Consider the following 22,074-nt stretch of genomic DNA (forward strand, 5'->3'; position numbering starts at 1 on the left):
ATAGAATGAAACTTAAAAATGCAAAAATAAGAATACTTGATCTCGACTTGAAAGGCTGTTTGTATCTCAATCATTTTTCCCACTCCGAGCGGGTGGCTTATTTCTTTAAAGTGGTGAGCCGTTTAGGCGACGGTTTATTCTGGTATGTCATGTTGGCCACAGTCTGGTTATGGCAGGGTCTGCTGTATGGATTACAGATTATCTACCTGCTGTTAGGTGGATCGGTCGGTACAGGCATCTATAAACTGCTTAAAAGCAAAACCGTGCGTCCGCGTCCTTATCAGGTGCATCAGGTGATCCGCCTGGGCGAGCGTCCGCTTGATCACTTTAGTTTTCCTTCCGGTCACACTTTGCATGCAGTCATGATTACCACGGTACTGGGCTATATTCAGCCGCTACTGCTGGTGCTGATGTTACCTTTTACCATTCTGGTGGCGCTATCACGTATGGTGCTGGGTCTGCATTATCCAAGTGATGTGGCGGTCGGTGCACTGATTGGCGGTGTGGTGGCCAGTGGCATTATTTCGGCTGCGCCGTATCTGGAAATTGCGCTATAGCCCATTCACCGGCGGTACGGCCTGTCAAAGCTGGTACAGCATTTGCAAAATTTGCTAAAGTAGTGCATCACACTAAACTGCCTTAGGAATAGACATGGGTTTACGTTGGACAGATAGCATCGATATCGCCATTGAACTGTATGAAGCACATCCAGATGTCGATCCGCAATGGATCCGTTTTACTGACCTGCATGCCTGGGTTTGTGCACTTCCAGATTTTGAAGATGATCCGACCAAGTCAACCGAGGGTCTGTTAGAAGCCATTCAAATGGCATGGATTGACGAAGCACGTTAACAGCGACCTCAAAAAACCGATTTTTTTACAGATTAAACGCAGAAAAAAGCCCATTTTTCGGTATAATGCGGCAAAATTTCTGTCAACTTTGACTTTAAGGAGCCAATCATGGCTATCGAACGTACATTATCTATCGTTAAACCAGACGCAGTTGCTAAAAACGTAATCGGCGAAATCTTCGCGCGTTTTGAAAAAGCGGGTCTTAAAATCGTTGCAACTAAAATGAAACACTTGACTCAAGCTGAAGCTGAAGGCTTCTACGCTGAGCACAAAGAACGTGGTTTCTTCGCTGACTTAGTTGCGTTCATGACTTCTGGTCCAGTTGTTGTTTCAGTTCTTGAAGGTGAAAACGCAGTTCTTGCTCACCGTGAAATCCTGGGCGCAACTAACCCTAAAGAAGCGGCTCCTGGCACTATCCGTGCAGACTTCGCTGTAAGCATCGACGAAAACGCTGCTCACGGTTCTGACTCTGTAGCATCTGCTGACCGTGAAGTTAACTACTTCTTCGCTCAAACTGAGATTGCTCCACGTACTCGTTAATACGCAGTATTCAAACCAGATAAGTGTTATTATACTTATCTGGTTTTTTTATTCTCTGAATAATCCCTCGCTCAGATCTTGAGCATCTCCTTTCATCCTCAGACATGATTTAGGTAATACACATGAGTAATGAAGTGGTCGCTTCATCTGCAACATCTGATGAGCAGCAACAATCTTTGTCCACTCCAGCGCAATCAACTTCTGTGCAGAAAGTGAATTTACTGGGCATGTCGCGTGCTGAGCTGGAAAAATTCTTCGAAGATTTAGGTGAGAAGAAATTTCGTGCCGGCCAGGTGATGAAATGGATTCACCAGTATTTTGTAACCGATTTTGCCGAAATGACCAATATTTCAGGCAAGTTGCGCGCAAAACTGGAACAGATATGTGAAATTAAAGCGCCCGATGTGGTGCATAAAAACTATTCTAAAGATGGTACGCGTAAATGGGTGTTCCGTGTCGGTGATGGTGCCGGTTCCTTGGTTGAAACCGTGCTGATTCCTGCGGAAGATAAAACCGGTTCGCGTAAGACTTTATGTATTTCCTCACAGGTCGGCTGTGCGCTGGACTGTTCATTCTGCTCAACCGGTAAACAGGGCTTTCAGCGCGACCTGACCCAAGCTGAAATTATTGGTCAGCTGTGGATGGCCAACTATTCCTATATGGAAGGTGTGCCGGTTGCAGAGCGTGAGCGTTCGGTGACGAACGTGGTGATGATGGGCATGGGCGAGCCGCTGCTGAACTATGATGCAGTTTTAAACTCGATGCGTATTATGCTGGATGACTTCGCCTATGGCATGTCAAAACGCCGTGTAACGCTGTCGACCTCGGGTGTAGTGCCAAAAATTGACCAGCTGGCTGAAGATATTGATGTCGCGCTGGCGATTTCTTTACACGCCACCAACGATGAACTGCGCAATGAGCTGGTGCCAATCAACAAGAAATATCCACTGGAACAGCTGATTGCAGCCTGCCAGCGTTATATCAAAAAAGATGGCAACGAAAGTGCGCGTAAGCACGTGACCATTGAATATGTCATGCTCGATGGCGTGAATGACAGCATTGAACATGCCAAAGAGATGATCAAGCTGCTTAAAGACCTGCCAAGCAAAATCAATTTAATTCCGTTTAACCCGTTCCCGCATGCGCCATATGGCCGTTCAAGCCGGAACCGGATTATTTCTTTCCAAAAAACTTTGTCTGATGCCGGATTTGTGTGTACGATTCGTCAGACACGTGGTGATGATATTGATGCCGCGTGTGGCCAGCTGGTGGGACAGGTGGCAGACCGTACCCGTCGTGCGGAACAGTGGAAAAAGAAAGTTGCAGAGCGAAATGAAATTATGCGCTCTCAAGGATAATTAAATTTAGGGGGAGAGGTCCATTGACTAAGTTGATGTATAAATTCACAACCATCAGCACACTGTGTGTGGCTGCATGGATGAGCACCGGCTGTCAAACCACAACTCCTACTTTAAGTCCGAAAGATCCGGAAAAGGCAATTCAGGTGCGTACCCAGCTGGCGGCCGAGTATTTAAAATCGGGTGATTTAGACTCGGCCAAACGTGCCCTGGATCAGGCACTGGAAACAGATTCGCGTGATTCTATGGCCAATATGATGATGGGCGTGCTGCTACAGCAAGAAGGTAGCAAGCTGAATCTGGAGAAGGCCGATACGTATTTCAAGCGTGCCATCTCTGCCGATCCGAACAATGCGCAGGCGCGTAACAACTATGGTACGTATTTGTATCAGGTTGAACGCTATAATGATGCCATTGAACAGCTGAGTATTGCCGGGGCAACACTCGGTTATGATCAACGTTTTCGTGCATTGGAAAACGTGGGGCGGATTTACCTGAAACTGGGCGATATGGCGAATGCTGAAAAATCATTCAAGCAGGCTCTGCAGGCGAACCGTGACTCCTATGTTTCAATGTTAGAGTTGGCGGAAATTTTTTATTTCAACCAGCAGACTCCTGCAGCATCCAGAATGTATGAACAGTTTGTGCGTGCTGTGGGACAAAAAAATCAAGGTGCGCGTGCATTGTGGATTGGGATCCGTGTTGCACGAGCAAATGGCGATCAGTTGGGACAGCAGGTGCTGGTCAATCAGCTTCGGGCATTGTTCCCTGAAAGCCAGGAATATCAACGTTATTTGCAATTACAGCACAGTACTGAGGCCGTATGGAAGTAAATCCTAATTCACCGCAATCAAATACAAATGTAGCGCCCAATGCATTAGGAAATATCCAACGCCCAGGTGAGTATCTGCGTCAAATCCGTCAAAATCAGAAGCTTGAGCTTGAAGATGTGGCGCAAGAATTGAATATTCCGGTCAAAACCCTGACGGCGCTGGAGCAGGATGAATACAAGTCACTGCCTGAAGCGACTTTTATCAAGGGCTATTACCGCACCTACGCCAAATACTTAAAAGTCGATGCCACCAGTATCATCCAGCGTTTTGATGAAATCTATGCCAATGATACCGGCATGCTGCCGAATCATGCCCTGAATAATTCCCCAATTAAAATTATGGGCAAACTGCCTGGCTCGAATCGTGACCGTAACCGCAAATGGTTAAAGCGTATTGCGCTGGCGGTAGTGGCACTGGCCTTAATCTGGATTATCATCGCGGCCGTGCAAAACTGGTCATCTTCGCAGTCGAGCGACACCGAGCAGAATATTGTGCCAATGTCTGATGTCGAAATTATTAATTTAGACAACAGCAGTGCCGTGACCGGCGATCAGCTGTCTTTAAGCTTTAACCGTCCGACGTCGGTTCATATTGTGGATTCGACCGGGAAAGTGCTGGCCACTGGCCGTCAGGCGTCCAGCTTGAATTTAACTGGTGAGGCACCATTTCAGATTCGTTTAGATGATGCAACCGCAGTGTCATTAAGTCTAAACAATGAAAATATTTCATTGTCTCCATATACCGTCAATGGCAAAGCGGAATTCCGTTTGTCGCGTTAATGGCACAGAGTAGAGCGAAATCATGATTGAGAATCCAATTCGACGCCGTCCAACCCGTAAAATTCGTGTCGGTTCAGTCTATGTGGGCGGTGATGCGCCAATCAGCATTCAGAGTATGACCAATACCGAAACCTGTGATGTCGCTGCAACGGTTGCGCAAATTCAGCGCTGTGTTGATGCTGGTGCAGACATCATGCGGGTATCGGTACCAAGCATGGAAGCCGCACAGGCTTTTGGTGAAATCCGTAAGCAGGTCTCTGTTCCTTTGGTGGCTGATATTCACTTCGACTATAAAATTGCTTTGGCTGTGGCCGATTTCGGTGCTGACTGTCTGCGGATTAACCCGGGTAATATCGGTTCGGAAGCGAAAATCCGTGAAGTGGTGGCTGCGGCCAAACATCATGATATTTCCATGCGGATTGGGGTCAATGCCGGTTCACTGGAAAAAGATATTCAAAAAAAATACGGCGAGCCGACCGGTGCAGCCTTGCTTGAATCGGCCATGCGCCATATTGATATTTTAGACCGTCTGGATTTCCAGGAATTTAAGGTCTCGGTGAAAGCATCGAATGTATTTTTAACCATGGATGCCTATCGTTTGCTGTCGCAGCAAATTGATAATCCGCTACATTTAGGTGTGACTGAAGCGGGAATCTATCGGACCGGTTCGGTGAAATCAGCGATTGCCTTAGGTGGCCTGCTGATGGAAGGCATTGGCGACACCATGCGTATTTCCCTGGCAGCAGAGCCGGAAGAAGAAGTCAAAATTGGCTTTGATATTTTAAAATCGCTCGGCCTGCGTTCTAATGGCATTAACTTCATTGCCTGCCCAAGCTGTTCACGTCAGGAATTTAACGTGATTAAAGCCATGCAGATGTTGGAAGAGCGTCTGGAAGATGTCCGCACTCCAATGGATGTGTCGGTGATTGGCTGTAAAGTTAACGGTCCGGGCGAAGCCAAAGAAGCTGATATTGGCGTGGTAGGTGCAAGTCCGCGTTCACTGGTGTATCGTAATGGTGAAAAGAGCCATTTAATTGATACCAATCAATTGGTTGATGAAATCGAAACAATGGTTCGTCAACGTGTTAAAGAGCTTGAAGAAGCTAAGTCAAAAGAGATTATTCGCACAGGTTTTTCTGAGTAGATCATGAGTTCAATCGTCGCAATCAAAGGTTTTAATGACATTCTCCCAACCCAGACCCCGGCTTGGAGACGTCTGGAACAGCATCTGTCCAGTCTTATGGATGCTTATGGTTATCAGCAAATCCGTTTGCCGATGGTTGAGCAGACCCATCTGTTCAAGCGTTCCATTGGTGATGCAACCGATATCGTTGAAAAAGAAATGTACACTTTCCTGGACAAAGGCAATCCGCCAGAGTCATTGACTTTACGTCCGGAAGGTACGGCAGGCTGTGTACGTGCCATGCTTGAGCATAACCTGCTGCGCGGTGCAACGCCTCGCGTGTGGTATATCGGCCCAATGTTCCGTTATGAAAAACCGCAAAAAGGCCGTTATCGCCAGTTCCATCAGTTTGGTGTGGAAACTTTTGGTGTCGCTACACCAGATATGGATGCCGAGCTGATTTTAATGACCGCGCGTTTATGGAAACGTATGGGCGTTGCAGATAAAGTTCAACTTGAACTGAATACTTTAGGTGAGTCAGACGAACGTGCTGCATATCGCGCTGCCTTGGTTGAATTCCTGGAAACGCACAAAGCCGATCTCGATGAAGATTCTCAGCGCCGTTTAAGCACCAACCCGCTGCGTATTCTGGACTCTAAAGATGCCAAAACTCAAAGCATCCTGGAAAATGCACCAAAACTTCACGACTTTATGGGTGAAGACACCATGGCGCATTTTGCCCTGTTGCAGCAGTATCTGACTGATGCCGGTGTCAGCTTCGTGATTAATCAAAAATTGGTCCGTGGTCTGGATTATTACAACAAAACTGTATTTGAATGGACCACCACCCATTTGGGTTCACAGGGGACAGTGTGTGCCGGCGGCCGTTATGATGGTCTGGTGGGGCAGTTAAAAGGCAAGCCAGAACAGTCGGTTCCGGCAGTTGGTTTTGCCATGGGCATGGAGCGTTTATTGCTTCTATTGGAACAGGTCGAAGACAACAGCCCAAGCCGCGATTGTGAAGTATTCCTGGTGGCCGATCCGGCATCACAAGGTAAAGCACTGGTGCTGGCAGAGCAGATTCGTGACCAGCTTGAAGCCAGTGGTAGTGCCATTCGCCTGAAAGTCGGCTCACAAGGCTCGATGAAAAGCCAGATGAAAAAAGCCGACCAGTCGGGTGCACTGTATGCTTTAATTCTGGGTGAGCGTGAGTGGGAAAACCAGCGCTTCGCCGTTAAAGAACTGGCCACTGCCGAGCAGTTGGATGTAGCTGTGGCAGAGATTGTGCCATTTATGATTGAAAAATTTTCTTCAAAATAAGCCAAAGAATATAAGGAAAAGGGTAATTCAATGAGCGCATTAAGTGATGATGAACAACTTGATCATTTAAAATCATTCGCTAAGAAATATGGTTCTGCAATTATTAGCGGGATTTTGATTGCGCTGATTGCCTTTTTCGGATGGCAATACTGGCAGAAGAAAAACCTGGCTGAAGATCAGACCAACACCGCCAAAGTCCAGCAACTGATGGACGAGGCGCGTGCGGCTGAAGGCGATGACAAAGCTTTCCAGAATCTGTCGACCACGGCCGATAAGATTGTGAAAGAAGCACCAGATTCCGTCCAGGCCATTCAGACCCAGTTCTTAATGGCGAAACTGGCCTATGATCAGGGCGATTATGCCGGTGCAGAAAAAGCCTTAAAGAAAGTTGAAAATTCTAAAGTCGATGATGCCGGCTTAATGCAGGTATTAAAACTGCGTTTGGCCTATGCGCAATTGGCACAAAAGAAATATGATGAGGCACTGAAAACCTTGTCTGCCGTCAACGATCCTGCCTTTAAAGCAACAGCTGAAGAAGCGCGTGGTGATGTGTACGTGGCGAAAAACGATATTGAAAATGCCAAAAAAGCGTATCAGAACGCATGGAATGCGTTACTTGAACGTCAACAGGAACGTCAAATTTTACAAATTAAACTCGAAAGTGTCGGCGTTTTAGTTGATGATCCTGAAATTGAACGTCCTGTAATCGACACACAAGTGGATGAAACTGAATGAATAGAAAATATAAGATCCCGTTTGCACTAACTGTTTTAAGCCTTGCATTGGCTGGCTGTTCAAGCAACAGCATTAAAGTTGAAAAAGTAAAACCGAATCCTTTGCCAAAACTGCAACAGGCCAAAACCCTGGTGCCTGTATTTTCTCAAAACACCTCATCGACTGCTGAAGAAGATCCGCTGCGTTTACAGCTAGATGTCGATAATGGCGTAGTATTTAGTATTGATCCTAAAGGTGAAGTGGCGGCCTATCGTGGCAAGCAGCGTTTGTGGCAAACCGAAGTCAGCAAACAGGGGCTGAGCTCAGGTGTAGAAGCGGCAGAAGGTCTGGTGATTGTTGGGAATCAGAAAGGCCAACTGTTTGCACTGGATCAGGCCACAGGTGAGAAAAAGTGGACCGCACAATTGACTGGGGCTATTCTGGCACCTTCGCTGGTGCATGCCAACCGTGTGGTGACTATCAGCAATGATGGTATTGTCTATGCGCATAACCTGGCGACTGGCCAGCAAATGTGGACTTACAATTTGCCGAATGTCCAGTTTAGCCTGCGTGGTAGCGCTGCACCGGTAGCGGTTGATCCGCGTACCGTGCTGGTAGCAACCGCCAATGCTTATATTTATGCAATTGATGTGGTGACCGGTACGCCGCGTATGCAGCGCCGTGTGGCCATCAGTGAAGGTCGCTCCGATATTCAGCGTTTAAATGATATTGATGGCGATCCGGTAGTAGCGGGCCAGTTCCTGGTCACTACCAGCTTCCAGGGCCAGGTGACCGTCACTGATCTGGCTTCACAGCAAGTGGTTTGGAGCGAAGACCTGAGCAGCACCAAACGTCCGGAAGTGGTCGGCAATGGGGTTTTTGTCGCCAGTGCCGATGGCCGTTTAGTGGCTTATGAAATTACCAGTGGCCAGAAGCTGTGGGAAAATGACCAGTTGCTTAACCGTCGTTTAAGTAACCCGGTAATGCTGGGTCAGGACCTGGTGGTGGGAGATATGGATGGTGTCTTGCATCTGTTTAACCCGAGCAACGGTCAGCTGATTGGTCGCGCCAAAACCAGCGGTGAAGTGCGTTCTTTACGTGTCATCGACAACCAGTTATATGTTGGTACGCAAAAGGGTGCATTCAGCATTTGGCAGAACCGTTAACTTTTTGTTGCCTTATGTTAAACTAGGCGACAATTTCCGTATTTTTTAACGCGGGGTGATTGAATGTTCAATGCCCCGTGTTTTTATTCAGGTCTTTGACTGAAATTTTTTCTTCCCATTTGTTTCTGATGTTCAGACCCGTGTAGTGGACTGATCTCAAATAAAGGTTAATCTATGAAACCCGTAATTGCGCTCATTGGTCGTCCGAACGTCGGAAAATCAACGTTGTTTAACCAGATCACCAAGAGTCGTGATGCTCTGGTCGCAGACTTTGCCGGCCTGACGCGTGACCGTAAATATGGTGATGCGACCTATCAGAATAAATCCTTCATCGTGGTCGATACCGGCGGTATTGGCGAATCTGAAGGTGGTATCGATTCTTACATGGCCGAGCAGTCGAAAACCGCCATCCATGAAGCCGATATGATCATCTTCGTGGTCGATGCGCGTGCCGGTCTGCTGGCTTCGGATGAGCAGATTGCCCGTGAACTGCGTACGCTGGGTAAAAAAGTCTTTCTGGTGGCCAACAAGGTCGATGGCGTACATGCAGAAGCCGCGCTGGTTGAATTCTTTAAACTGGGGATGGGCGAGCCAATGCAAGTGGCCGCCAGCCATGGTCGCGGTGTTCAGCAGATGCTGGAAGAAGTACTGCAAGATGTGCCGGAAGATGAAAACCCGGAAGAGCGTGATGAAGACACGGGTCTGCGTCTAGCGATTATTGGTCGTCCAAACGTGGGTAAATCGACGCTGGTGAACCGTTTGCTGGGTGAAGAGCGCGTGGTTGCTTTTGACCAGCCGGGCACAACACGTGACTCGATCTATATTCCGTTTGAGCGTGAAGGGCGTAAATACACCCTGATTGATACTGCCGGTGTACGCCGTAAAGGCAAGGTTGATGAAATGATCGAGAAATTCTCGATTGTAAAAACCTTGCAGGCGATGAAAGATGCCAACGTGGTGGTTGTGGTGGTCGATGCGCGTGAAGGGATTGTCGAGCAGGACCTGCACCTGATTGGTTATGCGCTGGAAGCTGGCCGTGCCATGGTGATTGCGATCAATAAATGGGACAACATGTCTGAATATGATCGCAAGCAGTGTAAGCTGGATGTCGAGCGCCGCTTTGACTTTATTCCTTGGGCGCGTATTCACCTGATTTCAGCGCTGCATGGCACTGGGGTGGGTGATCTTTATCCATCGATTCATCGTGCTTATGAGTCTTCGCGCTTAAAAGTATCACCAGCCAAACTGACTCAGATTCTGAATGATGCAACTGAAGCGCACCATCCGCCAAAAGTGCAGGGTCGTGCCATTAAAATGCGTTATGCACACATGGGAGGCCAGAACCCGCCAACGATTGTAATTCACGGTAACAAGGTGGATAAAACCCCGGCCGATTATCGTCGTTACCTGGAAAACGTGTTCCGTAAGGTCTATAAGCTGGAAGGAACTCCGGTGAAGATTGAATTTAAAACCTCTGAGAACCCGTTTGAAGGACGTAAATCACAGGTGGATGAACGTACTGCTGCGCGTCGTCGTCGTTATGTACAGAAGTTTAAGAAAGCCGAGAAGAAATTTAAACGCGGTTAAGCGGTTTGTCGCTTGATACAAAAAAGCCCGAATCAGATTCGGGCTTTTTTATGGCCATCAGTTTCTAGTCTGGACGCCGTGCCAGCAACATATTGCTATAACGATTCACCCACTGCGGGCTTAGGCGTGACAGGGTAAACAGGAATTTGCTTTTTAATCCGACCGGCTGATGAGTGGCGGTAAATAGCGAGCTTTTTCGCGTAACACAACTGAAAATTTCATCGGCCACATCTTCCACGCTTAAATGTACCCCCATATTTTGGATGGTGCCGGCATCCATATCTTTGACCATGGCGGTTTGTACAAACAGAGGCATCACATCCAGCACCCGGATACCGTATTTTTGCCATTCAACATCCAGCCCTTCGCTTATACCGCGTACCGCAAATTTGCTGGCCGAATACGACACCAGATCGGCCTGTCCATAAATGGCCGAAGCTGATGACAGGTTCACCACCCGGGCAAAAGTCGCCTGTTTTAAATAAGGCAGTGCGGCATGACAGCCATTTAGCACCCCATTGACATTAACCTGCATGGTACGCTGATGCGCCTGAATCTCGGTGTCTTCAAAAGCACCCGAATATAAGATACCGGCATTATTGACTAAAATATTCAGCTCGCCAGCCCAGTCTACAAAACGCGCCAAAGCCGTTTGCCACTGTGCATAATCCGCGACATCCAGCCCGCCGGCTTGCGCATTGGGACCCAGCTGCTGCGCCAGTTGCTCGGCCTGTGCAACATTTAAATCATAAATTCCGACTTTATAACCCGCCTGATAAAATAAGCGGGCCACTGCTGCACCAATGCCTTGTGCTGCACCACTAATGAAGATACTGTGCATGTGGCTAACTCCTTGTGTTTTTGTTTTTCAAAGTGTTGTTCTGTTGAGAGCATAGCAAATATTTTTATGTAGATGATGGTTAAAGAAGGTAGAAATCGGCATGGATCAGTTATTGGCAGTGATGAAACAGCTTCGTGAGCAATGCCCATGGGACCAGAAGCAGACCCCAGAATCGCTGACCAGGTATGCAATTGAAGAAGCCTATGAAGTCGAAGCGGCCGTGCGCAGTGGTCATGCTCAGGACGTTAAAGAAGAACTGGGTGATCTATTGCTGCAAGTGGTATTCCAGTCGCAAATGTATAGCGAGCAGGGTGCTTTTGACTTTCAGGATGTGGTGCAGGCCATTACCGATAAAATGATTCGCCGTCATCCGCATGTATTTCAGCCCGAGCAGTTTGCGGCCTTAAGCCCGGAAGATGTCAGTGCATTGTGGCAGCAGATTAAACAGCAGGAAAAAGCCGGCAAACCTGCATCGCGCTTATCTGAGGTCAAACATGGCCCGGCCATTCAGCAGGCACAGCAGTTACAGCACAATGTCGCGCAGATTGGCTTTGATTTTCCCGATGTCACTGGTGCGATGCAAAAAGTCGATGAAGAGTTGCAGGAGTTGAAACAGGCGGTGGATCGGCAAAATTCCGACGAAATTCTGGATGAGCTGGGTGACTGTTTATTCTCTTTAATTAATGTTGGCCGTAAACTGAATCTGTCCAGCGAAATGGCTTTGCTGAGTACCGTACATAAATTTAGAACCCGCTTTGCTTTCATTGAACAGCAGTTACAACAGCAGCATAAAAATATAGAACAGGTGTCGTTGGCTGAAATGGATCAGCTGTGGGAGCAGGCAAAACAACAATTAAAATGACAGAGTGACCATGACAAGAAGAATAAGATTTCAACACGCTCAAGCTCTAATTCAACTGGCGTTAATGTTCTGCGTGTTTTGTAGCTTTTTCGCGCTGCAAAATGCGCAGGCAGAAAATTATGATGCGCGTTATCTGCAATGGAAGGCCGAACAAGAGGCGATTGATGCCCGCTTAAGCCCGTCGGCTTCTACGAAGACTTCCCAACCCCGTTCAGCTAGCGCAGGCAGCAGTGAAAAAATTAATCTGAATATGGCAACAGCCGCGCAATTACAGCAATTATCTGGCGTGGGACAAAAGAAGGCGGAAGCCATTATTGAGTACCGCAATCGGCATGGAAAATTCAAACGGATTGAAGATTTACAGCTGGTCAAAGGGATTGGACCGGCATTATTGGCCAAAAACCGGCACCGGCTGGGTATTTAATCGGGTCTGATCATCGGCCAACACCGCATCAGCCGGGCCCGAGTATTGAGATAATCAAATTGCCCTTTGATTGTGTTAGAGATATGATTAGCGTCATCTAATCTATTTTACGTTCAGACGTAGGAGACAGCGTCTTTTGCAAACTTTGCGCGCGTCAAAATGTGGTTTATCAACCACGCAATTACCTGCTTACATTCTAGATGTTATTGATGCTTTAACCAAAGCTGGCTATGAAGCTTATATCGTTGGTGGTGGTGTTCGTGACCTGATGTTGGGCCTGAATCCGAAGGATTTTGATGCCGTGACCAATGCCACGCCATCTCAGGTCAAAGAGGTGTTCGGACGCCGCTGTCGCATTATCGGACGCCGCTTTGAGCTGGCTCATGTCTATTCTGGACGTGAACTGGTGGAAGTTGCTACCTTCCGTGCACCGCCGAAAAGAGCGGTGACCTCTGCTGCGGGCATGATTTTAAGAGACAATAACTGGGGCACGATTGAGCAGGATTTTGCCCGTCGTGACTTCAGTATCAATGCTTTGTATTACCAGCCACGTAAAGGAATCGTGCTGGATTTCTGTCATGCAGTTGATGACATTAAATCCAAAACCTTGCGTCTGCTCGGTGATCCGACCGTCCGTTTTGAAGAAGATCCGGTGCGGATGCTGCGGACCTTACGTTTTGCGGCCAAGCTGAATTTCAATATTGATCCGGCCATTCTGGAGATTTTTACTCCGGAAATGACTCAGTTGCTGCGCGATGTTTCTCCGCACCGTCTGTATGATGAATCGCAAAAACTGTTCACCATGGGGCATTTAAATCGCGTCTTGCCGATGCTAATCGACTTCGGTATCTGGCGTCAGCTTTTTGCCGACATCAAGCCGGACATCACACCCTTTATTGAACTGGCTGCAAAAAATACCGATCAGCGCATTGCGATTGGCAAAACCATCAACCCGGCCTTTTTCTATGCGGTGCTGCTGTGGAAGCCATTTTTAGAGCGCTGTGATTTTTATCTATCCAAAGGGGTAATTCCGGCAGAAGCGCGTGCCCAGGCTGGACTGGATGTGCTGAAACGTCAGGCCACCCGCACGGTGATTCCGCGTTTTGCTGAAACCTTTATTCGTGAAGTCTGGGAAATGCAAACCCGTTTGCTGAATCCAAAACCTCAGCAAATTGCTGCCTTGTCCAACCATGCGCGTTTCCGTGCCGGTTTCGACTTTTTGCTGCTGCGTGAAAGATCTGGCGATGCCCAGACTCAAGAGATGGGTACGTGGTGGGATCAGTACCAGACCATGAGCACCGATGAAAAAGAACGTGCCATTGGCCAGTACAACCGTCAGCGGGCCAAGAGCCGTCGCAAAGCTGCACAGGAAGAACATCTGGAGCAGCAGCTGAATGCCGCGCAGACCGCCGAAATTGAACCGCTGGTGAATGAGCCGGAGCCACGCAGCCGCCGTGCCCGTAAAGCCAAACAGCAGGAAGATGCCCGTGCCCAGGTTGCATCAACATCATCAAGCAATGGCTCGGGGATTGGTGCAGACCATCCAATTCTGAAGCGCAAGCGGGTACAACGGGATTTAAGTCAGGTTATTTTCGGGCCAACACAATGAGTAGGGTGACTTATATTGGCCTGGGCAGTAACCTGGGCGATTCACGCCAGATTCTGACCGAAGCTGTGCACAAGCTGGCGACGTTGGGTCAGGTCAAAACCTCTAAACTGTATCAAAGTCCGCCGATGGGGCCACAAGACCAGCCGAATTATTTAAATGCGGTGGTACAGCTGCGTACAGATTTACCGGCGCTGGAATTGCTGGATCAGCTGCAACGTTTTGAGCAGGAAGCCGGACGGGTGCGTTTACGCCATTGGGGTGAACGCACGCTCGATCTGGATTTACTCCTCTATGGACAGGAGCAGATTCAGCATGAACGTCTGACTGTGCCGCATGTCGGCGTTTTAGAACGCGATTTCGTGGTGATTCCATTACTGGATTTAGACCCCGAACTGCGTGTGCATACGCAATTATTAAAAGACTTGCCGTTCATTCAACAGCCCGCACTGGATGTGCTGGACCATGAACACTGGGCAAATATTTAAAGTGATTTTTAGCATGTTCTATGCTTTTCCTAGAGGAACATCTCCATGATTAGTCTCAGTGACTTAAGACAATTTAAAGCCGATGGTCGCAAATTCTCCTGCCTGACTTGTTATGATGCGAGTATGGCCAAGGCAATGGAAATTGCTGAAATTGATAGTATTTTAATTGGCGACTCGCTGGGGATGTCGATTCAGGGCCGTGACTCTACCTTGCCGGTGACCGTTGAAGATATGGCCTATCATACGGCAGCAGTGCGTCGTGGCAATCAGCATGCCTTTATCATGACCGATCTGCCATTTATGAGTTATGCCACCTTGAATGATGCACTGCAAAGCTCGAAAACCGTGATGCAGGCCGGTGCGCAAATGGTCAAAATGGAAGGTGGTGCCTGGCTGGCTGAAACCGTAGAAGTGCTGACCCGTAACGGAATTCCAGTGTGTGTGCATTTGGGCCTGACGCCGCAATCGGTACATGTTTTTGGCGGTTATAAACTCCAGGCGCGTACCCGTGAAGCGGCGGACAAGTTGATTGCCGACTGTCAGGCGGTGGTTGATGCCGGTGCTGCGCTGTTATTGCTGGAATGTGTACCGGCGCAGCTTGGTCAGGAAATTAGCGCCCTGTTCCCGCATATTCCGGTAATTGGAATTGGTGCCGGTGCAGACACCGATGGTCAGGTGCTGGTGGTGCAAGATATGCTGGGTCTGACGTTTGGCCGCGTTGCCAAATTTGTACGGAACTTTATGAAAGAGCAGTCTGGTGAAACAGCCATTTTAGATGCCTTCAAAGCCTATCATGCTGCGGTACAAGACGGTTCTTTCCCGGCACGTGAACAAACTTTCCAAGTTGAGTTGTAAAACATGAAAACAGAAACCACGATTCAGGGATTGGCAGCCTCATTAAATCCTGCACGTGCAGCGCGTAAAATTATTGGTTTTGTCCCGACCATGGGCAATTTGCATGAAGGCCATCTGAGCCTGGTGCGTGAAGCGCGTCAATTATGTGATGTGGTGGTGGTCAGCATCTTCGTGAACCCGATTCAGTTTGGTCCAAATGAAGACTTTGACAACTATCCACGGACCTTGGAACAAGACAGTCAATTGCTGGCAGAAGCCGGTTGTGACATCGTATTTGCACCTTCTGTCGAGCAAATGTATGGCAAAAGCCCGCGTTTAACCAACATCAGTGTGTCTGAAATTACCGAAGACCTGTGTGGTTTGCAGCGTCCGGGACATTTTGATGGTGTCGCGGTGGTGGTGACCAAGCTGTTTAATATTGTGCAGCCGAACTATGCCTTCTTTGGCCAAAAAGATTATCAACAGCTGGCGGTGATCCGTCAGTTTGTACGTGACCTGAATATTCCACTGGAAGTGATTGGCGTGCCAATTGTCCGGGCAGAGGATGGTCTGGCGCTCAGTTCACGTAACGGTTATTTAAGTGAACAGGAACGTAAAACGGCACCAGTAATTTATCAAAGCCTGAAAAATGCTGAACAGGCACTGCAACAGGGTGAAAAGCTGTCAGAAGTGTTAGCGAATATTAAGGCAGCATTGACGCAGGCCGGCTTTGTTGTGGACTATGTAGAGGCACGTACACCTGAACTGCAAAAAATTGATGAATTTAATCAAGAGATTGTTTTGTTCGTGGCGGCAAAATTGGGAAGCACCCGCTTAATTGATAATATGCAGATCAAACCGACTGCATAGCTCAGCAATGGAAAGGACAGCCTTGTCATGAAGCGTATTTTGATTGTGACCGGACAATCAGGTTCAGGAAAATCCTCGGCTTTGCAGGTTCTCGAAGACCTCGGATATTACTGTATTGATAACCTTCCTCTGGCATTGCTGCCCGAAATTGTGGCCAAGCTTGATCTGGAAAATAATCTGGAACAGCTGGCGCTAGGGGTCGATGTACGCAGTACCCGCGCCAATTTGCAGGAATTTGACCAGGTGTTTGAACAGCTGCAAGGTCATGGCTCGGTCGATATTATTTATCTGACTGCCCAAGATCAGGAGCTGATCACCCGCTTTAGTGCTTCGCGCCGTCCGCATCCTCTGGCCAGCCGGTTTAAAAGTCTGCATCAATGCATTCAGGAAGAAAAAGTCCTGCTTATGCCGATTCAGCTGCGCTCCACGGTGCACATTGATACCACCGACAAGAGTGTGCATGACTTAAAACACACCTTGCTGTCGAAGCTGGGCCAGACCGATAAGCTGATTGTGATTTTACAATCTTTTGGCTACAAGTATGGTATTCCGCTGGATGCCGACTATGTCTTTGATATCCGGCATTTGCCGAACCCACATTGGGATCTGTCTTTGCGCAAATATTCCGGGCTGGATGAGCCGGTGCAACAGTTTCTGGAACAGCATGAACAGACCAATGAAATGTTCCAGGATATTTATCAGTTTTTAAATAAATGGCTGCCTGCATTTGCAGAAGGGCATCGTCATTATATGACCATCTCTATTGGCTGTACCGGTGGGCAGCACCGATCTGTTTATATGGTGGATAGACTAAAAAAGGCACTTGAGGCACAATGGTCTATTCAAGTCTTACACCGGGAAATGAAGCACTGGTCATGATTGACACAACTGTTGACGTAATTAATAAACTAGGTTTACATGCGCGTGCATCAGGCAAACTGATTGAAGTCACCACGAAATTCCGTTCGTCCATTCAAATTGGCAAAGGTGACAAGTTGGTTGATGCAAAAAATATCATGTCCCTGCTCATGCTCGGCGCAGGTAAGGGCACAACTTTACGTTTAGTGATTGAAGGTGCAGATGAAGAACAAGCTTTATCTGAAATTCAGACACTTTTTGCAGCAAAATTTTACGAGGCAGATTAATCGTGGCACGTCGACCGCACCGTTTTACCGAAGATGATTTCGAATCTTTAGAAGGACGTGCAAGTAAAACTGAACAGAAAAAAGCCGTACAGCGTATGGCGGCTTTGGGCGAGCAGTTGGCTCAACTGAACCCGAAGCAAATTCAAAAGCTTCCTGTAGATGAGCGTTTAATTGATGCACTCATTGAAGTGCAGAATATCAGTTCGCATGAGGCGCGTCGCCGTCAGTTCCAGCGGATTGGGAAACTGCTGCGCAATGAAGATGAATCGGTAATTCTGTCTTATTTAACCCCGCAGCAGGGTGCCAAGAAAACCGCGCAGCTGCAACGCTGGGTCGAGCGGATTATTAAAGATGGCGATCCGGTGATTAATGACTTTTGCAAAACCTATAATGCGGCAGAGCGACATACTCTGCGTCAGCATGTGTTGCGCATTCACCGTGATTTGAAAGTGGAAATGCCGGAAGCAGAACTGGAAGCGTCCAAGTTAAAATTGTTTAACTATGTGCAGCAAGTGGCGCTATTATCTGACAATTAAGCGGATCAGACTTCATCTGGTCTGAAGCCATAAAAAACGACTCGATGGAGTCGTTTTTTATTGCGGTTCATTTTTGGGTGACTGATGTGAAAACGGGCACTGTGACCCGCATCAACATCTCGGCTGGCTTTAACCGAACTCGCCGACAGCGCGTTCTTTGGCCCATTCACGTAATACAAACTTCTGTAATTTGCCGGTCGAGGTTTTAGGAATCTCGGTAATCACCACTTCTTTTGGCACTTTAAAGCGCGCCAGATGCTGCTGGCAGAAGGCAATGATTTCATCTTCGGTCACGGTTTTACCTTCTTTAATTTCAATAAAGGCGCACGGCACTTCCTGCCAGCGCGGATCCGGTTTGGCCACCACTGCCGCGGTGAGGACCGCAGGGTGCTGATACAACACCTCTTCAACTTCCAGCGAGGAAATATTTTCACCGCCGGAAATAATCACATCCTTGGAGCGGTCGGTAATTTTGGCATAGCCGTCCGGCTGGCAAACGGCCAGGTCGCCGGTATGGAACCAGCCGCCGGCAAAGGCTTCGGCCGTCGCTTCCGGATTTTTTAAATAGCCTTTCATCACGATATTGCCACGGAACATAATTTCGCCCATGGTTTCGCCATCGTTCGGTACCGGTTGCATGGTCTCCGGGTCGAGGACTTTCATGCCATCTTGCAGCGGATACGGCACGCCTTGGCGTGAATGCAATTGCGCCTGTTCCTGAATAGTCAGCTCAGACCAGCCAGCTTGTGATGCACATAGCGCCGATGGGCCATAGGTTTCAGTTAAGCCATAAACATGGGTCACGTTAATGCCCAGATTACGCATCCCTTCAATAATCGCCGCAGGTGGTGCAGCACCGGCCACCATCACTTCTACGCGATGCTCAATTTTGATCTGTTGCTGTTCCGGAGCATTAATCAGCATCGACAGTACAATCGGTGCGCCGCAGAAGTAATCAACTTTATGTTCAGCAATCAGTTTAAAAATCAGCTCAGGATCGACTTTACGTAGGCAGATATTGGTACCGCCATTGGCTGCCATGGTCCAAGCAAAACACCAGCCGTTGCAGTGGAACAGTGGCAAGGTCCATAAATAGGTGGCACGTGGGGTCATACCGCAGGCAATAATATTACTGGCGGCATTGATATAAGCCCCACGATGATGATAGACCACGCCTTTCGGGTTGCCGGTGGTGCCAGAGGTATAGTTCAGGCTAATCGCATCCCATTCATCTTGTGGAAGTGACCATTCAAAATTGGCATCGCCTTCAGCCAGCCAGTCTTCATATTCAATCTGGCCAATCGGGGCAGTAAAGCACTGCTCATACAGCTCATCTTCAACATCAATCACAAAAATCTCTTGTGGCACCAACGCCAGCGCTTCTTTGGCCACGGCAGAAAATTCCGGATCAACCAGTAACACTTTGGATTCGGCATGTTCCAGCATAAAGGCCAGACTTTTGGCATCGAGCCGGGTGTTGAGGGTATTGAGGACGGCGCCTGCCATTGGTACGGCGAAATGTGCTTCCAGCATGGCTGGTACGTTCGGGAGTAGGGTGGACACGGTATCATTCTTGCCGACCCCCAGCTGTTGTAGCTGATGGGCAAACTGGCGGCAGCGTTGATATTTTTCTCGCCAGGTAATGCGGCGTTTACCGTGAATAATGGCGTCCTGATGCGGGTAGATATAAGCAGCGCGTTCAAGGTATCTCAGTGGAGACAAGGCCACGAAATTGGCAGGGGTACGCGGCAATTGATCATATGCGCTAACCATTATTATTACTCCCTAATCATATTTATTGTTTCTCTGGTTTAAAGATATTCATTTCAGTGCAGGCTTGCAGTTATTCTTTAGTCGAGTGAGCGGTATTGCTGCTGAATAGGCACGCTATCACCTGAAATATAAACCTTTTTTGATCCGGTAAAATTGTATGGAGATATTTCTTTTTTATCTGGGTGTAGCTGATGATGGCAGTTGCAGATAGATTGGCCAGATCAGCATATAAAAAGCCACATCATCCGTTTGACCGGTAAATCCGGAAATAAAATTGGCCCATGCAGCACATTTTTTTAAATCGGAAAAAATTAAGCATAAACACGAGGCTTAATTTGAATTTTCTCGGAGAAAAGGTTTAATCACCGCGCCAAGACGTGTAAAATTCTAGTCGATTTTTTTATTTACCGCCGTTTTTTATCTTTTGAGGTTCTCCTCGATCATAATCTCGCGGTGACATGCTCCATGGTACGGGGCATCACTCCTTAAGGATTTTCTATGCCAATTATCACTTTGCCGAATGGTGATCAAAAACAATTTGATCAAGCCGTATCTGTGATGGAAGTTGCACAAAGCATCGGCCCGGGTCTTGCCAAAAATACTGTGGCAGGTCGTGTGAACGATCGTCTGGTCGATGCCTGCGATTTAATTACCGAAGATGCCACCTTACAAATCATCACACCGAAAGACGAAGAAGGGGTCGAAATTATTCGTCACTCTTGTGCGCACCTGGTGGGCCATGCGGTAAAACAATTGTTCCCTGAAGCAAAAATGGTGATTGGTCCGGTCATTGAAGAAGGTTTCTACTATGACATCTGGATGCCACGTCCATTTACTTTAGATGACATGGCGGCCATCGAAGAGCGTATGAAAAAGCTCATCGACCAGGACTACGATGTTGTGAAAAAAATGACCCCGCGTGATGAAGTTATTGCTGAGTTCACTGCGCGTGGCGAAGAATACAAACTGCGCCTGATTGCAGACATGCCTGAAGAAACTCAAATGGGCCTGTACTACCATCAGGACTATCTGGATATGTGCCGTGGTCCGCACGTACCAAATACCAAATTCTTAAAATCGTTCAAGCTGACCAAAATCTCGGGTGCTTACTGGCGCGGTGATGCCAAGAACGAGCAGCTGCAACGGATTTACGGTACCGCTTGGGCTGACAAAAAACAGCTGGCTGCCTACATCAAACGTATTGAAGAAGCAGAAAAGCGTGACCACCGTAAAATTGGTAAAGCCTTAGACCTGTTCCATATGCAGGAAGAAGCGCCGGGTATGGTGTTCTGGCATCCAAATGGCTGGACCATTTACCAGGTGCTGGAACAGTACATGCGTAAAGTGCAGCAGGACAACGGTTATCAGGAAATCCGTACTCCGCAGGTGGTCGATTTCACCTTATGGGAAAAATCGGGTCATGCCGCGAACTATGCGGAAAACATGTTTACCACGCATTCTGAAAACCGTAACTACGCAGTGAAGCCAATGAACTGCCCATGTCACGTGCAGGTGTTTAACCAGGGCCTAAAGTCGTATCGTGATTTACCAATCCGTCTGGCAGAATTTGGTTCATGTCACCGTAACGAGCCATCGGGTTCATTGCACGGTATTATGCGGGTACGTGGTTTCACTCAAGATGATGCGCATATTTTCTGTACCAAAGAGCAGATTGGCCAAGAGGTTGCTGACTTTATTCAGTTAACCTTAGATGTCTACAAAGACTTTGGCTTTGAAGATGTGCAAATGAAGTTATCGACTCGTCCTGAAAAACGTGTGGGTGATGATGCACTGTGGGATCTGGCAGAAAAATCACTGGCCGATGCTTTGGATGCAGCGGGTCTGGCCTGGGAACTACAGCCGGGTGAAGGCGCATTCTATGGTCCGAAAATTGAATTCTCATTGAAAGACTGCTTAGGCCGTGTATGGCAGTGCGGTACCATTCAGTGTGACTTTAACTTGCCAGAACGTTTAGATGCTTCTTATGTGACGGAAGATAACGACCGTGATCAGCCGGTAATGTTACACCGTGCGATTCTTGGAAGTTTTGAGCGTTTTATTGGTATACTTATTGAGCATTATGCAGGCTTTATGCCACCTTGGTTATCGCCAACACAAGCCTGTGTAATGAATATTACCGACGCGCAAGCTGAAGCCTGTGGGTCAGTCGTCGAGAAACTGAAAGAAAACGGTATTCGTGCGATTTCTGACTTGAGAAATGAGAAAATCGGCTTTAAGATTCGTGAACGTACTTTAGAGCGTATTCCTTACTTGCTGGTTCTTGGCGACCGTGAAGTAGAGGAAGGTACAGTGAACGTGCGTACCCGCTCAGGAAAAAATTTGGGTACTATGTCAATTGATGCTTTCGTTGACCTAGTAAAAGCAGCCGTTGCCGAACGCGGCCGGTACATTGTGGAGTAAGA

General features: G+C 47.9%; 23 protein-coding genes. 21 read left to right on the forward strand and 2 right to left on the reverse strand.

Translation table 11 applies throughout. The features are described from left to right. The first annotated feature begins 5 nt into the window (after window positions 1-5). The 11 genes from FTU67_RS10535 to der all read left to right on the forward strand — a co-directional run bounded on the left by FTU67_RS10535 (window position 6) and on the right by der (window position 10,272). On the forward strand, window positions 6-557 hold the full coding sequence (locus FTU67_RS10535) for a phosphatase PAP2 family protein (RefSeq protein ID WP_104470590.1): 552 nt from the start codon (window positions 6-8) through the stop codon (window positions 555-557). A gap of 94 nt (window positions 558-651) precedes the next feature. After that, window positions 652-852 carry a Fe-S cluster assembly protein IscX gene (iscX, locus tag FTU67_RS10540; protein WP_005182385.1) on the forward strand — a complete coding sequence of 67 codons (201 nt, stop codon included), beginning with the start codon at window positions 652-654 and terminating at the stop codon, window positions 850-852. A 108-nt stretch (window positions 853-960) separates the two neighbouring features. Further along, the gene (gene ndk, locus FTU67_RS10545; RefSeq protein WP_005182388.1) at window positions 961-1,392 is read left to right on the forward strand and encodes a nucleoside-diphosphate kinase; all 432 of its coding nucleotides are present in this window, start codon (window positions 961-963) and stop codon (window positions 1,390-1,392) included. A gap of 122 nt (window positions 1,393-1,514) precedes the next feature. Then, complete coding sequence (gene rlmN, locus FTU67_RS10550) at window positions 1,515-2,750, forward strand: 23S rRNA (adenine(2503)-C(2))-methyltransferase RlmN (RefSeq protein ID WP_180061722.1); 1,236 nt, start codon at window positions 1,515-1,517, stop codon at window positions 2,748-2,750. A 35-nt stretch (window positions 2,751-2,785) separates the two neighbouring features. After that, entirely contained in the window at window positions 2,786-3,583 is a 798-nt protein-coding gene (pilW, locus tag FTU67_RS10555) for a type IV pilus biogenesis/stability protein PilW (RefSeq protein WP_104470591.1), read from the forward strand. Further along, window positions 3,574-4,362, forward strand: a complete 789-nt coding sequence (locus tag FTU67_RS10560) for a helix-turn-helix domain-containing protein (protein WP_016659532.1) — start codon at window positions 3,574-3,576, stop codon at window positions 4,360-4,362. The genes pilW and FTU67_RS10560 overlap by 10 nt, the downstream gene beginning before the upstream one ends. A gap of 22 nt (window positions 4,363-4,384) precedes the next feature. Further along, window positions 4,385-5,506 carry a flavodoxin-dependent (E)-4-hydroxy-3-methylbut-2-enyl-diphosphate synthase gene (gene ispG / locus FTU67_RS10565; RefSeq protein ID WP_005182396.1) on the forward strand — a complete coding sequence of 374 codons (1,122 nt, stop codon included), beginning with the start codon at window positions 4,385-4,387 and terminating at the stop codon, window positions 5,504-5,506. A gap of 3 nt (window positions 5,507-5,509) precedes the next feature. Then, entirely contained in the window at window positions 5,510-6,805 is a 1,296-nt protein-coding gene (gene hisS / locus FTU67_RS10570; RefSeq protein WP_005182398.1) for a histidine--tRNA ligase, read from the forward strand. A 30-nt stretch (window positions 6,806-6,835) separates the two neighbouring features. Continuing rightward, window positions 6,836-7,540, forward strand: coding sequence for a tetratricopeptide repeat protein (locus FTU67_RS10575; RefSeq protein ID WP_005182401.1), 705 nt, complete (start codon window positions 6,836-6,838; stop codon window positions 7,538-7,540). Further along, entirely contained in the window at window positions 7,537-8,685 is a 1,149-nt protein-coding gene (gene bamB, locus FTU67_RS10580) for an outer membrane protein assembly factor BamB (RefSeq protein ID WP_104472416.1), read from the forward strand. The genes FTU67_RS10575 and bamB overlap by 4 nt, the downstream gene beginning before the upstream one ends. A 174-nt stretch (window positions 8,686-8,859) precedes the next feature. Beyond that, complete coding sequence (gene der, locus FTU67_RS10585; protein WP_005182406.1) at window positions 8,860-10,272, forward strand: ribosome biogenesis GTPase Der; 1,413 nt, start codon at window positions 8,860-8,862, stop codon at window positions 10,270-10,272. Window positions 10,273-10,336: 64 nt separating this feature from the next. Here der and FTU67_RS10590 read toward each other — a convergent pair whose 3' ends face one another. Beyond that, entirely contained in the window at window positions 10,337-11,113 is a 777-nt protein-coding gene (locus FTU67_RS10590) for an SDR family oxidoreductase (RefSeq protein WP_160243526.1), read from the reverse strand. A gap of 100 nt (window positions 11,114-11,213) precedes the next feature. Between FTU67_RS10590 and mazG the strand changes: the two genes are divergently transcribed. The 9 genes from mazG (at window position 11,214) to yjgA (ending at window position 17,878) form a co-directional block, all read left to right on the forward strand. Further along, window positions 11,214-11,975, forward strand: a complete 762-nt coding sequence (mazG, locus tag FTU67_RS10595) for a nucleoside triphosphate pyrophosphohydrolase (RefSeq protein WP_005182408.1) — start codon at window positions 11,214-11,216, stop codon at window positions 11,973-11,975. 10 nt (window positions 11,976-11,985) lie between these two features. Next, a complete protein-coding gene (locus FTU67_RS10600) occupies window positions 11,986-12,399 on the forward strand; it encodes a ComEA family DNA-binding protein (protein ID WP_005182409.1) in 414 nt (137 codons plus the stop codon). A gap of 136 nt (window positions 12,400-12,535) precedes the next feature. Continuing rightward, window positions 12,536-14,008, forward strand: coding sequence for a polynucleotide adenylyltransferase PcnB (pcnB, locus tag FTU67_RS10605; RefSeq protein WP_005182410.1), 1,473 nt, complete (start codon window positions 12,536-12,538; stop codon window positions 14,006-14,008). After that, window positions 14,005-14,493 (forward strand): 2-amino-4-hydroxy-6-hydroxymethyldihydropteridine diphosphokinase, encoded by a 489-nt coding sequence (gene folK / locus FTU67_RS10610; RefSeq protein ID WP_005182411.1) that lies wholly within the window; start codon window positions 14,005-14,007, stop codon window positions 14,491-14,493. The genes pcnB and folK overlap by 4 nt, the downstream gene beginning before the upstream one ends. A 45-nt stretch (window positions 14,494-14,538) precedes the next feature. After that, a complete protein-coding gene (gene panB / locus FTU67_RS10615) occupies window positions 14,539-15,348 on the forward strand; it encodes a 3-methyl-2-oxobutanoate hydroxymethyltransferase (RefSeq protein WP_005182412.1) in 810 nt (269 codons plus the stop codon). A gap of 3 nt (window positions 15,349-15,351) precedes the next feature. Further along, window positions 15,352-16,197 (forward strand): pantoate--beta-alanine ligase, encoded by an 846-nt coding sequence (gene panC, locus FTU67_RS10620; protein ID WP_016659526.1) that lies wholly within the window; start codon window positions 15,352-15,354, stop codon window positions 16,195-16,197. A gap of 27 nt (window positions 16,198-16,224) precedes the next feature. After that, the gene (gene rapZ / locus FTU67_RS10625; RefSeq protein ID WP_016659525.1) at window positions 16,225-17,076 is read left to right on the forward strand and encodes an RNase adapter RapZ; all 852 of its coding nucleotides are present in this window, start codon (window positions 16,225-16,227) and stop codon (window positions 17,074-17,076) included. Continuing rightward, window positions 17,073-17,342: an HPr family phosphocarrier protein gene (locus FTU67_RS10630; protein ID WP_206862651.1), complete on the forward strand. Its 270-nt coding sequence runs from the start codon at window positions 17,073-17,075 to the stop codon at window positions 17,340-17,342. The genes rapZ and FTU67_RS10630 overlap by 4 nt, the downstream gene beginning before the upstream one ends. Before the next feature lie 2 nt (window positions 17,343-17,344). Continuing rightward, window positions 17,345-17,878, forward strand: a complete 534-nt coding sequence (gene yjgA, locus FTU67_RS10635) for a ribosome biogenesis factor YjgA (protein ID WP_005182421.1) — start codon at window positions 17,345-17,347, stop codon at window positions 17,876-17,878. A gap of 129 nt (window positions 17,879-18,007) precedes the next feature. Here the strand turns inward: yjgA and FTU67_RS10640 are convergent, their stop codons facing one another. Then, entirely contained in the window at window positions 18,008-19,651 is a 1,644-nt protein-coding gene (locus FTU67_RS10640; RefSeq protein ID WP_127801702.1) for an acyl-CoA synthetase, read from the reverse strand. Between the two features lie 498 nt (window positions 19,652-20,149). Here FTU67_RS10640 and thrS point away from each other — a divergent pair, with 498 nt between their 5' ends. Then, complete coding sequence (gene thrS / locus FTU67_RS10645) at window positions 20,150-22,072, forward strand: threonine--tRNA ligase (protein WP_016659522.1); 1,923 nt, start codon at window positions 20,150-20,152, stop codon at window positions 22,070-22,072. Window positions 22,073-22,074: the final 2 nt, after the last annotated feature.

Source organism: Acinetobacter sp. YH12132, from assembly GCF_013418645.1.
Lineage (GTDB): Bacteria > Pseudomonadota > Gammaproteobacteria > Pseudomonadales > Moraxellaceae > Acinetobacter > Acinetobacter indicus.

What these genes read in the sequence shown, in the direction of transcription:
- FTU67_RS10535 (WP_104470590.1), top strand. Translation starts at nt 6, where the DNA reads ATGAAACTTAAAAATGCAAAAATAAGAATACTTGATCTCGACTTGAAA.
- iscX (WP_005182385.1), top strand. Translation starts at nt 652, where the DNA reads ATGGGTTTACGTTGGACAGATAGCATCGATATCGCCATTGAACTGTAT.
- ndk (WP_005182388.1), top strand. Translation starts at nt 961, where the DNA reads ATGGCTATCGAACGTACATTATCTATCGTTAAACCAGACGCAGTTGCT.
- rlmN (WP_180061722.1), top strand. Translation starts at nt 1,515, where the DNA reads ATGAGTAATGAAGTGGTCGCTTCATCTGCAACATCTGATGAGCAGCAA.
- pilW (WP_104470591.1), top strand. Translation starts at nt 2,786, where the DNA reads ATGTATAAATTCACAACCATCAGCACACTGTGTGTGGCTGCATGGATG.
- FTU67_RS10560 (WP_016659532.1), top strand. Translation starts at nt 3,574, where the DNA reads ATGGAAGTAAATCCTAATTCACCGCAATCAAATACAAATGTAGCGCCC.
- ispG (WP_005182396.1), top strand. Translation starts at nt 4,385, where the DNA reads ATGATTGAGAATCCAATTCGACGCCGTCCAACCCGTAAAATTCGTGTC.
- hisS (WP_005182398.1), top strand. Translation starts at nt 5,510, where the DNA reads ATGAGTTCAATCGTCGCAATCAAAGGTTTTAATGACATTCTCCCAACC.
- FTU67_RS10575 (WP_005182401.1), top strand. Translation starts at nt 6,836, where the DNA reads ATGAGCGCATTAAGTGATGATGAACAACTTGATCATTTAAAATCATTC.
- bamB (WP_104472416.1), top strand. Translation starts at nt 7,537, where the DNA reads ATGAATAGAAAATATAAGATCCCGTTTGCACTAACTGTTTTAAGCCTT.
- der (WP_005182406.1), top strand. Translation starts at nt 8,860, where the DNA reads ATGAAACCCGTAATTGCGCTCATTGGTCGTCCGAACGTCGGAAAATCA.
- FTU67_RS10590 (WP_160243526.1), bottom strand. Translation starts at nt 11,113, where the DNA reads ATGCACAGTATCTTCATTAGTGGTGCAGCACAAGGCATTGGTGCAGCA.
- mazG (WP_005182408.1), top strand. Translation starts at nt 11,214, where the DNA reads ATGGATCAGTTATTGGCAGTGATGAAACAGCTTCGTGAGCAATGCCCA.
- FTU67_RS10600 (WP_005182409.1), top strand. Translation starts at nt 11,986, where the DNA reads ATGACAAGAAGAATAAGATTTCAACACGCTCAAGCTCTAATTCAACTG.
- folK (WP_005182411.1), top strand. Translation starts at nt 14,005, where the DNA reads ATGAGTAGGGTGACTTATATTGGCCTGGGCAGTAACCTGGGCGATTCA.
- panB (WP_005182412.1), top strand. Translation starts at nt 14,539, where the DNA reads ATGATTAGTCTCAGTGACTTAAGACAATTTAAAGCCGATGGTCGCAAA.
- panC (WP_016659526.1), top strand. Translation starts at nt 15,352, where the DNA reads ATGAAAACAGAAACCACGATTCAGGGATTGGCAGCCTCATTAAATCCT.
- rapZ (WP_016659525.1), top strand. Translation starts at nt 16,225, where the DNA reads ATGAAGCGTATTTTGATTGTGACCGGACAATCAGGTTCAGGAAAATCC.
- FTU67_RS10630 (WP_206862651.1), top strand. Translation starts at nt 17,073, where the DNA reads ATGATTGACACAACTGTTGACGTAATTAATAAACTAGGTTTACATGCG.
- FTU67_RS10640 (WP_127801702.1), bottom strand. Translation starts at nt 19,651, where the DNA reads ATGGTTAGCGCATATGATCAATTGCCGCGTACCCCTGCCAATTTCGTG.
- thrS (WP_016659522.1), top strand. Translation starts at nt 20,150, where the DNA reads ATGCCAATTATCACTTTGCCGAATGGTGATCAAAAACAATTTGATCAA.